Source organism: Marinobacter sp. F3R08 (genome assembly GCF_018860425.1).
GTDB lineage: Bacteria > Pseudomonadota > Gammaproteobacteria > Pseudomonadales > Oleiphilaceae > Marinobacter.
Genome location: NZ_JAHKPI010000025.1, coordinates 649,690 through 661,394 on the forward strand (window position 1 = coordinate 649,690; position 11,705 = coordinate 661,394).

An 11,705-nucleotide genomic window follows, 5' to 3' on the forward strand; every position below is an offset into this window, starting at 1 on the left:
GGTTATCGGCTGAGAATGTTGAGTCGCCGGCGCAGGTTTTCTAGCGTCCGGTGCCCAACATTCCGGGACTCTTCACTCAGGAGAGGGTTTTCGAGGGCGATCACGACCCGTTGTTCGAGATTGAGATCTTTTACTGCACGGGCGTAATAGCTTTCAAGAAAGTCGCTGAAACTACCGTCGTATATGGCCCGTTCGATCCCCAGTTGCAGGCGGTGGGCGGTCTCCTGATCATCGGGAGCAACAAAAAGATAAGAAGGCATGGGGTAAGCGATTAACAGATTGGGTTCAATCACAAGATCAGGATTCTGTTCCATTTCAAGGTCATAAAGTACTTCGCTAACGCCTCGCGCAAAGCACTCGAAGCGCTCCTTCTGGAGCATCCTGAAAAGGATTTCGTATCGGGAATGGGAGACGACCGGAATCCCGTTGGCCCCGAGTACATCCGCATCTGGCCAGTGTGCGCCCTGGCCAATTCGAACCTGGCTTGCGCGAAAATCCTCAAGATTCTCGATGTTGGCGAACTTCGGCAAAGACTCCGGCAAAACCACGCAAACCCGAAACCCCAAAAGGCCGCCATCCACCGGGAATGGAATTGCAATCATAACGCTCTCACGCTCTGCTGACGTGGCGACGTTGGCAATATCGACGAGATGGGATTGGCCAATGGTGAGTTCTCTGAGTGCCCGTCCCTGGCTTAGCGCCTCACTCCGGATAACCTGAAAGTCCCCGTACTCGGAAGTTTTTTGCAAGGCGAGTTCGACCAGCGCGCGGATCGCAGGACTGTCGAAATTCCTGTACCAGAGCACGTAATCCCGGCTGGTGGATTGCAGCTTGGTTACGGTTGGCGTGCCCGCTGAGAGAGGGGATGCAATGACACAGAAACACAGAACAGCGATGCGAAAAATTGGTTTCCAATGGCCTGTGCAGGCCTTGAAGGCGGTCATATAACGTTCCAAATCAGAAATCCTTTTCTTCATCCTGGAAAATGACCCGACTGACTGACGTGATTCGGACAGGCTTTCTCCATTCTAGAACACAAATTCAAAAATAAATCGAGCGCTGGCGAAAAACTTTGCAAAAGATTCTTGCGGCTGGCGGAGTCCCTTGTAATTATCGGCTCCGAACCAACAACGGAGTATGGTTATGGCGATTATCGACAACCTCATCGGTGCCACCGGTCAATGGGTGGCCAGTGCAGACCCCAGGGCCACGTTGGCGAGCCCCGTCGCCTGGCTCAAGAAAACCGGAGGATACGCCGCAGTTAATAAAATTATCGGAATGTCCATTCCTTTTGCGCCCCGGAATAACTTCAGAGTTGAAGAGGTTAGTCCTGGCTATGTCCGGGCCAAAATTCTCCTGAAAGGTAATAAGAACCACTTTGGCAGCCTCTATGCGGGAGCCTATTTTCTGGTGGCCGAGATACCGGGTGGTGTGCTGACCCTTTTCGATCTGGGGCCTGCATACACACCGATCCTCAAAGAAATGACACTTGAGTTTCTACAGCCAGCCAACAGCGATGTCACTGTAGAGTTCACTCTGCCGCCGGAAACTCTGGCAGGCATTCTTGCGGATGCCGATGAAACCGGGCGGGCCAAATTTACTCTGGAGGGGAAAATGGTAGACAGGGAAGGCAACCACGTGGCGTCCTCGATCGCCCATTATCGGGTTCGAAAGAAGGGGTTCAAGGCTGAGGCGTAATGATCACGCTTGATCAAGGTTGGCAATAGTCGCCAGAAAGATTTCGCCGTATTTTTCGAGCTTGGCGGCCCCAACGCCGCTGACTTCACCCAGTTCCTGCAGGGTGGCCGGTTTGCGCTCAAGCATTCCCAACAGGGTGGTGTCATGGAAGATGACATAGGGAGGCACTCCCTGTTTGTCTGCCAGCTCTTTGCGACACGCTCTAAGGGCTTCCCAGCCTGTCTGGTCGGTAATCTGGTCTTTGACCGAGGCGCCAGAAGCCCGGCCTGCCGCTTTTTTCACCACCGGATCTTTACGCAGTTCGATGGTGTCCTGGCCCTTGAGCAAGGGCCTGCATTTTTCCGTTAACTGAAGGGCACCATAACCCTCGGGATCGGCGCGAAGGTAGCCGTTGGCCACAAGTTGCCGAAATACAGATTTCCATTCGCTGGCACTGAGTTCGGTACCGATGCCGAAGGTTGAGACCTGCTGATGACCGGATTGCAGAATGCGTTCGTTTGCCGAGCCTCGGAGCACATCAATCAGGTAGGTCACACCGAAACGTTGACCCGTTCGGAAAACACAGGACAGGGCTTTCTGAACCGCGACGGTCCCGTCCCAGGTCTCAGGCGGGTTCAGGCAGGTATCGCAATTACCGCAGGGTTTCTCAAGCTGATCTCCGAAGTAACGCAGTAATACCTGACGTCGGCAACTGGTGACCTCGCAAAGTCCAAGCATGGCATCGAGCTTCTGGCGTTCCACCCGCTTGAAATGATCATTGCCCTGGGAGCTTTCCAGCATCTGGCGAAGTTTGATTACATCCTGCAGACCATAGACCATCCATGCTGTGGATGGCTTGCCATCCCGTCCGGCCCGTCCGGTTTCCTGGTAATAGGCTTCGAGGCTCTTGGGCAAATCAAGATGAGCTACAAAGCGCACGTCGGGTTTATCGATGCCCATACCGAACGCGATGGTGGCGACAATAATCACGCCGTCTTCGCGGAGGAATCGCTCCTGGTGGTGAGCTCGTTGTTCCGGAGGTAGACCGGCATGGTAGGGCAGAGCGGTATACCCTTTCTGGGCAAGGGTTTTGGCAGTCGCGTCGACTTTGTTCCGGGAAAGGCAGTAAACGATGCCGCAGTCATGTTCATGTTCGCTTTTAATAAAGTCCAGTAACTGTTTGTTTGCATTAATCTTTGGTGCAATTCTGTACTGGATGTTTGGGCGGTCAAAGCCACTGACGAAGTGCCGTGCGTGGGTCAACGACAAACGTTCTGCAATTTCCTTCCGGGTACGCTCATCGGCGGTTGCCGTTAATGCAATGCGTGGAACACCGGGGAAGTGTTCGGCGAGCATGCTGAGCTGGAGGTAATCGGATCGGAAATCGTGTCCCCACTGCGACACACAATGAGCTTCATCAATAGCGAACAGCGAGATAGAGGCATCATGAAGCAATTCAATTGTACGCGGCTGAATAAGCCGTTCTGGCGCGCAGTACAGCAAATCGAGTTCGCCGGTCATCAAGGCGTATTCGGTGGCCCGGGCGGTCTCAAAATCCATAGTGGAATTAAGGAATGCAGCCCTTACGCCAAGCTCCTTCAGTGCTGCAACCTGATCCTGCATCAAGGCTATCAGAGGCGAAATGACGATCGCTGTACCTGATCGAACCAGTGCCGGGACCTGATAACAAAGAGACTTGCCTCCACCCGTAGGCATGAGTACGAGTGCATCCCGGCCATCAGATACTTCCCGTATAATCTCGCCTTGCAGGGGCCGAAACGATTCGTAACCGAAGACTTCGTGCAGCACCTGTTCCGGATCTCGGCCCGAAGTGGCGGGGCGCTCCGTGGAAAGCTGGTCGAAGTCCTGATCAAGATACATAGAATAACCGGTTCATCGGCTGGAAGCCGCTGTGTTTATGGCAGGTAGACTGCCGGGTTTTGCGAGGTTGCCAATGATACCAGAATAGCTCCGGGGATTGGCCAACAAACCCGTGTGCCGGGTGGAGGCAAAAAGGAGAGAGAAACGCTACAATACCGCGTTTTTGGACCACCGTTTCACGTCATCTTCTGACAGACACTGATAATAACAGGGCTTTCATGCAGGAATTTGATGCCATCCGTCCTTATTCGGACGACGAAACAGGCACTGCTATTCACCGCCTGGTCAATGATCAGGAATTTCTGGACATGGTCGGTCGCTTCAAGTCACCGACACTCGCACGCTGGGCTCCGGCCATGTTGCGGGTGTTTACCCGTCGCTGGCTGAGCAACCGTTTCGGCCATTACACCCGTGTTGACGATCTTCAGGCGGGACTTTCCGGGTACGTGGGAGAACTGGTTGACACCACCACCACACGTGTCACCAGCAGTGGCCTGGAAAACCTGGACAAACAGAACGCCTATCTGTTCATTTCAAACCATCGGGACATTGTGTTTGATCCCATGGTAGTGAACTACCTGCTTTTTCAGAATGGCTTCCACACCACCCGGATTGCCATCGGTGACAACCTGCTGGCGAATCGGGTGTTTGCCGAAATGATGCGACTGAACAAAAGTTTTGTGGTTCGCAGAAGTATGACAAGTCCGCGCGAAATGCGTGATGCCTATGTCACGCTTTCGGGCTTCATCAACCACAGCATTGATACCAATCACAGCATCTGGATTGCCCAGAGGGAGGGGCGCGCTAAAGACGGCCTTGATTTCACTGACCCGGCAATCATCAAGATGTTTTACATGAGCCGTAAAAAAAGCGGGCTCAGTTTTGCTGAGGCCATGAACCGCCTGCATATTGTGCCGGTCTCTATCGCCTATGAATACGATCCCTGTGATGCCGACAAGGCTCAGGAACTGGAAACCCGGGCAAGAACCGGTCAGTACATCAAACGGGAAGGCGAAGACACCGAGCAGATCATGAGGGGCCTGACTGGATTCAAAGGGCACGTGCATGTTCATTTCGGTGCGCCAATTCATGATTCACCCGAAAACCCGAAAGACCTGGCAGCCCGCATAGACAGAGAAATGCATGCGAACTATCACCTGCATGCCTCGAATCTTGTGGCCTATCAGCAACGCGGTCTGCATCCGGATTCACACGTAACGCCGGAGACAGTAAGCGATGAGGTGGTCACCGCTGAAACCTGGTCGCCGGCCGAGCTGGCAGCCGCTGAGGCCGAGATGGATCGGCGGCTGGAAGCCTGCGATACGGCTATCCGTCCTTATCTTCTCGATATGTATGCCAATCCCGTGGTTACGTCGCTTGAAGCCAATGCCGAGAATATCGACCATTCCGGGTAAGCCGGCACCCTAACTAATTTCCGACAAGAGGTAGACCGTGCAGGACCTTCAGTACATCACGATTGAAACCGGAGAAAATCCGATCGCAGCCGTTATCTGGCTTCATGGCCTGGGTGCCAGCGGCCACGACTTCGAGCCGGTGGTGCCGGAGCTGGGCCTGCCGGACGATGCCGCGGTGCGCTTCATTTTCCCCCATGCACCCGACTTGCCAGTTACAATTAATGGCGGGATGTCCATGCCGGCCTGGTACGACATCAAGGCTATGGACATTGATCGCGTGGTAGATACCGAACAATTGCGGGCATCTGCTGATGCCGTGGCAAAACTGGTGGAACGCGAGAAAGAAAAGGGTATTCCTGCCGATCGGATTGTCATCGCCGGGTTTTCCCAGGGCGGAGCAGTCGCTTACGAGATGGGGCTTAGTTATCCGGAACGGCTTGGCGGCATTCTGGCGCTCTCAACCTACTTCGCCACGGCTGACACTGTTCAACGCTCCGAGGCGAATGCGAATGTGCCGATCAGCGTGTACCACGGAACCTTCGACCCTGTAGTGCCCGAATCTTTGGGCGTGCGCAGTGTCGAGACTCTGAAAGACATGGGCTACAACCCGACGTACCTGACATTTCCCATGGAACACAGTGTGTGTCTTGAGCAAATACAGGATATCGGTCAGTTTATTCGCCGGCACCTGCTCTGAAGTGCCGGCGACCCTGCCAGGTCTCAGACCCAGAGCATGGCGCCCATTTCGAACGAATGAGTCAATGACTCATGATAGGGGTACATGCGCAGCCTCAGTGTCTGCAGGCCCGGGTAGGGTGGCTGCAGGCGGGCTGCAAACACGGTATGCCCATCTGTTTCACTTTCTTTCTCCAGAAAAAAGCTGCCGGGCCCGGTTTGCTTGTGGGTACCGGTGCACTCTGGGCTCACAAGGCACTCCACACGCACATCATCTGCATGGAGGCCATTGAGAGAGGTCTCTACGCGGACGTTCACTGTTCCATCATGGGGGCAACGGCATTCAATGCAGTCAACCACCCGGAGGCTGACGCCACTCCAACACTGTCGAACTTTCGCTTTCCAATCTGCCAGTTCGGTGGCAACCTTTCCGCCATCGCCCTTAAGCAATGCGCCCTGGTCAGACGCTGGCTGGTAATAGGTGTTTACGTAGTCCATCACCATTCTCCGGGCGTTAAACCGCGGTGTAATCGATTTCATTGAGGCTTTCGAGCGGTTAACCCAGCCCTTCGAAAAGCCTTGTGAAGCCCGATCGTAATACAAAGGCACAACCTTGTACTCGATCAGATCCATCAGATCCCGGGCTTCTTCTTCGTTCCGGAACTCCTGGTCCAAGTCGGTATCCCTGGGCGGTATCCCCCAGCCATTCCTGCCGTTGTATCCTTCTCCCCACCAACCGTCGAGGACGCTGAGATTCAGGGCACCGTTCAGGGCAGCTTTCTCGCCGGAAGTGCCACTGGCTTCCTTTGGATATTCCGGTGTATTCAGCCAGACATCCACGCCACTCAATAGTCGGCGCGCCATGGCCTGGTCATAGTCTTCAAGCAATATCAGGTGCCCCATCAGGGACGGATGCATCGACAGGTCGTGGATGACTTTGATCAGCTGCTGTCCTGGTTTGTCTCTCGGGTGTGCCTTGCCCGCAAAAACCAGCACCACGGGACGGTCCGGGGCGGTCAATATGTTTTCAAGCCGGTCCAGATCGGAAAAAATGAGTGTTGCGCGCTTGTAGGTGGCGAATCGTCTGGCAAAACCGACGATCAGTGTGTCTTTGTCTGTAGATATGAGCTGTTGGGTCATCCGCTCTGTCACTGAGTGCCCGATGCCATTTCGTTGATGCTGGCGTTTCAGGCGCCGGACAATGTATTCGCCCATTTGCTGCTTGAGTGCTTTGTGGACACTCCAATAGTGATAATCCGGTATCCGGTCGATAAATTCCCAGAACTCCGGATTTCTAAGCTCGCTTTTCCAGGTGGGGGCCTGGATATCGAACAGACTGGACCATTCAGGTGCAAGGAACGTGGGCACATGCACGCCATTGGTGATGAAGCCAATAGGGTTTTCCTCCGGAGGAACCTGCGGCCAGATATCACCCTCCATGCGCGACGCAACCCCGCCATGTATCCGGCTGACGCCGTTGTGGAATCGCGATCCTCGTAAGCCAAGACAGGTCATGTTAAAGCTGTCACCGCCATCTTTTGTTCCCAGGGCAAACACTTGCTCGAAATCAAGCGCCGCCTCTTCCAGATAGCGGCCAAGGGCGTGCTGAACCAAAGCCTTTGGGAAAATATCGTGCCCTGCGGGTACAGGGGTATGGGTGGTAAACAGGGTCGCACCAGCCACGACTTCCAGGGCCGCTTCGAAACTCAGGCCCGACGACATTGTGTGTTGGCAACGCTCGAGAATCTGGAACGCGGCATGCCCCTCGTTGATGTGCCAGACCGTCGGTGTCAGCTTCAATGCTTCCAGTACCCGGGTGCCACCGATACCGAGGAGCATTTCCTGGCTGATACGGGTAGATTCATCGCCACCATAGAGTTGCAAGGTCAGGTTCTGATCTTCAGGGCTGTTCTCCCCGGTGTTACTGTCCAGCAGATACAGGCGTATGTGGCCGACACGGGCCTGCCATACCCGGGCAACAACATCGCGGCCGGGAAAGGGGACTGTAATCTTGAGTGGCTGGCCATCAATTGTTACGGGCGAGATTGGCAGTTCATCGCTCGAATGGGACTGGTAACGGGCAATCTGCTGGCCGTGGGCATCAATACTCTGGATAAAATAGCCTTGCTGGTAAAGCAGGCCGACCGCCACAAACGGCAGAGCGAGGTCGCTTGCAGCCTTGCAATGATCTCCGGCCAGAATGCCCAGGCCTCCGGAATAGATCGGGAAACTTTCGTGGAAGCCAAACTCTGCGCAAAAGTAGGCCACCAGAGTCTGTTCAGGGTCGAGCTTTTCCGTGACTTCCGGACCGGGCCCAACCTCCAGATAGGCATCGTAGCTACTCAGTACCCGGCGGTATTCAGCCAGGAATGCCCGATCTCCGGAGGCTTCATCAAGCCTGTTCTGGGCCACTCTCCGGAGGAAGAGTTTCGGGTTGTGCTCTACCTTTTGCCAGAGCCGGAGGTCAATTCGGGCAAACAGGCTGCGTACCCCATGATCCCAGCTGTAGAAGAGATCGTTTGCAAGGTCTTCCAGTCGCTCCAGGGGTTCTGGAATGATGGGATGTGCCTCAAGTCTGAATTCCGTCGCCTTATGCATATTGGATGCCTCCAATTGGGCAAGCGCTCGCACTAATCCAGCTGTGGTTGATCACGTTCTTTAAGAATGCGCTGGTATAAGCTGGCATAGGTGCGAGCTCTCTGTTTCCAGGAATAGTCAATTGCCATGCCATTTTTCTGCAACTGTCGCCAATGCTTGGTGTTTTGAAAAAGCTGCAATGCCCGCTTTGACGCGTCTAACAGTGACTCCGCGCTGGCGCCGGTAAAACTGAATCCATTAGCCTTGTCGATACCAACGTCCTGTGGGTCCTGTACGGTATCGGCCAGCCCGCCAACTCGGTGAACCACGGGGACAGTGCCGTACCTCAGGCTGTACATCTGGTTCAGACCGCAAGGCTCGAACCGAGAAGGCATCAGGAACAGGTCACAGCCAGCCGTGAGGCGATGTGCGAGAGCCTCGTTATATCCCAATGTCAGAGACATCTTCCCTGGCCATTGCCGTGCCAGCTCCTTAAGAGGTTCCTCGTAGCAAGCTTCCCCTGATCCGAGAATGACGAACTGGCAACCTTGCTCCAGTAGTTCCGGCATCGCAGCAATCAACCAGTCCACACCTTTCTGTTCTACCAGTCGACCGATAAACCCCAGTACTGGGCCTCCTTTTAGCTCAAGACCAAGCTCTAGCTGCAGGCTGGCCTGGCAGTGAGCCTTGTTTTTCAGGTGATCCTGGCCATAGTGAAAAGCCAGTGCCGGATCCTGTTCCGGATTCCAGACCCTTGTATCGATTCCGTTGAGAATACCTGTCAGCGCTTGCTGCCGATGTCGGAGCAGGCCATCAAGACCATGACCGAATTCCGGTGTCTGAATCTCCCGTGCATATCCGGGACTGACGGTTGTAATCCGGTCACTGAATACCAGTCCGCCCTTGATAAATGAAAGTTGGTCGAAGAATTCCAGTTGCTCCAAACGCCAAAGTGAATCCGGGAGCTTCAGGGCATGGAAGGTGTCGTGGGGAAACAGCCCCTGATAGGCAAGGTTGTGAATGGTAAATACGGTGCCGGGCCTGTCCTGATAGGTTTCCAGGAATACAGGTATCAGTCCGGTTTGCCAGTCATTGCAGTGCACCAGATCGGGCTTCCAGTCCAAACCCGCTTCACCCATGGCAATCATGGCGCCTACTTGCCCAAACAGGTCAAACCGATGGGCGTTGTCCCACCAGTCTTTCCCCTCTTCATTCTTGTAGGGATTGCCGGGACGGTCGAACAGAGGCGGGCAGTCTACCAGCCAGAGTGTGACTGCAGTGCCGGGTAGTCTGGTCTGCCACAGACTGACAGTGTACTGGCCTACCTGAAAGCTTACTCTTTGGCTGGAACCTGTCTTTCTTGCGGCTTTGAGGGCATCCGGATAACCCGGAAGAAGAATCTGAACATCGTACTCCAGTCGGCACAGTGCTTCCGGCAAACTGGCAGACACGTCAGCAAGACCGCCGGTTTTAATCAGTGGAAAAACCTCACTCGTGACGTAAAGAACCCGGATCATAACGCTGGCCTCAGGATGATCGCGCCCAGAGGAGGCAGGGTCAATTCCAGCGACCAGGCATGGTCCATCCATGGTTGTGGATCAGCTGTCATAGGGTAGGGGTTACCAAGATTACTGCCGCCGTAGTACTCCGAATCTGAATTGAAAATTTCCCGCCAGATACCCCCTTGTGGCAGACCGATCCGATAGTGGTGTCTGGGCATGGGCGTGAAATTGACCAGGATGACGGATGTCTCTCCCTTGGCTGTGCGCAGAAAACTGATTACTGACTGGGGGGAGTCGTGGCAGTCGATCCATGCAAAACCTTCCCGGGTGAAGCCTGCACCGTGCAGCGAGACCTCCCGCCGATATATCCCGTTCAGATCCTGGACCAGCTTTCTGATGCCACGATGCTCCGGGCGGTCTAGCAGAAACCAGTCCAGTTCTCTTGACTCGCTCCACTCCCGGCGTTGACCGAACTCACCGCCCATAAACAGCAGTTTGGCGCCTGGATAGCTGAACATGTAAGTGAAAAGCAAACGCAATGTCGCCCGCTGCTGCCAATCATCCCCGGACATTTTATTGATCAGACTGCCTTTGCCGTGCACCACTTCATCGTGGGACAGAGGTAGCAGGAAATTCTCCGAAAAAGCATACAGCAACCCGAACGTCAGTTTGTCATGGTGATATTGGCGGTACACAGGGTCTTGTGCCATGTAATCCAGGGTGTCGTGCATCCAGCCCATATTCCATTTCAGGTTAAAGCCCAGGCCGCCGATCTCCGAGGGGCGGGTCACCCGTGGCCAGGAGGTTGATTCTTCCGCACAGATCAGGGTGCCCGGGAACCGGCTCTGACAAACCCGGTTCAGTTCCTGGAGACAATCGATGGCCTCCAGGTTTTCGTGCCCTCCATGCTCATTGGGTAACCACTCACCGTCCTTGCGCGAATAGTTGAGATACAGCATGGACGCCACGGCATCCACCCGCAGTCCGTCGATATGGAACGCATCCAGCCAGAAAAGCGCGCTGCCAATCAGGAAGTTGCGTACCTCATGCCGTCCATAGTTGTAAATGAGAGTGCCCCAGTCCTGATGGCGCCCCTTTCGGGGGTCTTCATGCTCGTAAAGCGCACTGCCATCAAAGCGGGCAAGGGCGTGTTCATCGGTTGGGAAATGTCCAGGGACCCAGTCGAGAATGACACCGATGTTTTGCCGATGGCACTGATCGACCAGGTAACGAAGATCGTCCGGGCTGCCAAAACGACTGGTTGGAGCAAAATAGCCTGTGGTCTGATAGCCCCAGGACTCGTCCAGAGGGTGCTCGGTTATCGGCAGAAGCTCAATGTGGGTGAACCCCATCTCCAGAACATAGGGAATCAGCTGGTCGGCGAGTTCTCGATAGGTCAGCCATCGCCCGGATCCGTGATGACGCCAGGAAGCCGCATGAACCTCATAAATCGAAATGGCGGATTCCTGCCAATTCCAGCGACTCCGCCGAGCGAGCCATTCGCCATCGCCCCAGCCAAAAGGGCCCCGCTCGGTCACTATCGCCGCCGTCGAGGGGCGTAGTTCGAAGGCTTGGCCGTACGGATCGGTTTTCAGAAGCTGGTCACCAGCCTCCGTGGTAATGGCAAATTTATAGAGAGCTCCAGTGCCAATGCCAGGAATAAAGCCGGACCAGACACCGGTTCCGTCGTGAAGCTCCAGAGGGTGGGATGTGGAACCCCATTGATTAAAGTCTCCGGTGACGCTGACGGCTTTGGCGTGAGGCGCCCAGACAGCAAACCGAACGCCCTCAACCCCCCGGTTACTGCACACGTGGGCTCCCAGCACGTTGTAGATGTGCCAGTGCCTGCCTTCGGCAAAAAGATGGAGGTCGAATTCACTGAGTGTTGGACTGTCCATAGGCTGGGTTATTCCTGACCAGATGGAGCGTATTGGGCGTCCGTTTATTGGACGTGAACGGGACTGTTTAAAAAATGACC

The 11,705-nt window shown here is 54.8% G+C and carries 8 protein-coding genes; 3 read left to right on the plus strand and 5 right to left on the minus strand.

What is annotated here, in order from left to right; all coding sequences use genetic code 11:
* Positions 1–2 precede the first annotated feature (2 nt).
* Positions 3–944, minus strand: a complete 942-nt coding sequence (locus tag KO499_RS18385; RefSeq protein ID WP_228340041.1) for a hypothetical protein — start codon at positions 942–944, stop codon at positions 3–5.
* Between the two features lie 199 nt (positions 945–1,143).
* Here KO499_RS18385 and KO499_RS18390 point away from each other — a divergent pair, with 199 nt between their 5' ends.
* On the plus strand, positions 1,144–1,698 hold the full coding sequence (locus KO499_RS18390; protein ID WP_215985197.1) for a PaaI family thioesterase: 555 nt from the start codon (positions 1,144–1,146) through the stop codon (positions 1,696–1,698).
* Positions 1,699–1,701: 3 nt separating this feature from the next.
* Here KO499_RS18390 and recQ read toward each other — a convergent pair whose 3' ends face one another.
* Entirely contained in the window at positions 1,702–3,558 is a 1,857-nt protein-coding gene (recQ, locus tag KO499_RS18395; RefSeq protein WP_215985198.1) for a DNA helicase RecQ, read from the minus strand.
* 218 nt (positions 3,559–3,776) lie between these two features.
* On the opposite strand from recQ, the gene KO499_RS18400 reads away from it, so the two are divergent.
* Together KO499_RS18400 and KO499_RS18405 are read left to right on the plus strand one after the other, a co-directional pair.
* Positions 3,777–4,973 carry a lysophospholipid acyltransferase family protein gene (locus tag KO499_RS18400; protein ID WP_215985199.1) on the plus strand — a complete coding sequence of 399 codons (1,197 nt, stop codon included), beginning with the start codon at positions 3,777–3,779 and terminating at the stop codon, positions 4,971–4,973.
* A gap of 37 nt (positions 4,974–5,010) precedes the next feature.
* The gene (locus KO499_RS18405; protein ID WP_215985200.1) at positions 5,011–5,670 is read left to right on the plus strand and encodes an alpha/beta hydrolase; all 660 of its coding nucleotides are present in this window, start codon (positions 5,011–5,013) and stop codon (positions 5,668–5,670) included.
* 23 nt (positions 5,671–5,693) lie between these two features.
* Here KO499_RS18405 and glgP read toward each other — a convergent pair whose 3' ends face one another.
* Genes glgP through glgB form a run of 3 tightly spaced genes read right to left on the minus strand, consistent with a single transcriptional unit; the run spans position 5,694 to position 11,625 of the window.
* Positions 5,694–8,246 carry an alpha-glucan family phosphorylase gene (glgP, locus tag KO499_RS18410; RefSeq protein WP_215985201.1) on the minus strand — a complete coding sequence of 851 codons (2,553 nt, stop codon included), beginning with the start codon at positions 8,244–8,246 and terminating at the stop codon, positions 5,694–5,696.
* A gap of 32 nt (positions 8,247–8,278) precedes the next feature.
* Positions 8,279–9,742 carry a glycogen synthase GlgA gene (gene glgA / locus KO499_RS18415; protein ID WP_215985202.1) on the minus strand — a complete coding sequence of 488 codons (1,464 nt, stop codon included), beginning with the start codon at positions 9,740–9,742 and terminating at the stop codon, positions 8,279–8,281.
* Positions 9,739–11,625 (minus strand): 1,4-alpha-glucan branching protein GlgB, encoded by a 1,887-nt coding sequence (gene glgB, locus KO499_RS18420; RefSeq protein ID WP_215985203.1) that lies wholly within the window; start codon positions 11,623–11,625, stop codon positions 9,739–9,741. The genes glgA and glgB overlap by 4 nt, the downstream gene beginning before the upstream one ends.
* Positions 11,626–11,705: the final 80 nt, after the last annotated feature.